At 44.9% G+C, this 519-nt stretch carries 1 protein-coding gene; it reads right to left on the minus strand.

The window, feature by feature from the left end; translation table 11 throughout:
* A partial coding sequence (locus NZ519_14160) for a DUF935 domain-containing protein (GenBank protein ID MCS7029896.1) occupies positions 1-519 on the minus strand: 519 nt, incomplete at both ends.

The raw sequence follows: 519 nt of genomic DNA on the forward strand, positions 1-519 counted from the left end.
GATAAGGAAAAATAACCGAGTTCAGCCAGTTTTTTACCTTTTCTTTGTCTTGCCAGGCAATAGCCTCTGCCTGCATCTGATGGACTTTGGCGGCGCCTGTGTAGCTTTTTTCATCTGTAGTGCCTGTCTGCCCGATGATGAGCTTGGAAATTTCACTATTGCAGCGTTCTATCATTTTGTCATACACCTCGTAAGCATCTGCGCTACCTGTGCTGATAAATTCTAATTCGTCTTCTGTGTCTACCACAGCAAAGGCTGCCTTACCCATGTTTTCTAATTCCCTGTACAGCTGCTGGCGCACTTCTATGTCTTTTTTGTCGGTTTTTAATACTCTTACGGGCATGCCGAACAGCTCTATATACTCCGACCATGCCGCTATGGCAAACCGCTTGTAAAATACTATCGGGCAGGACTTGTGCAACAGTCCCAAGTCGTTTTTGTTGCCAAAAGCCAGCAGGCTGGGTTCTTTGTCTATCTTAACCCGCTTTTCTCCTTTAAGGTCTAATAAAATTTCTCCTG

The sequence above is a fragment of the Bacteroidia bacterium genome (assembly GCA_025056095.1).
Lineage (GTDB): Bacteria > Bacteroidota > Bacteroidia > JANWVE01 > JANWVE01 > JANWVE01.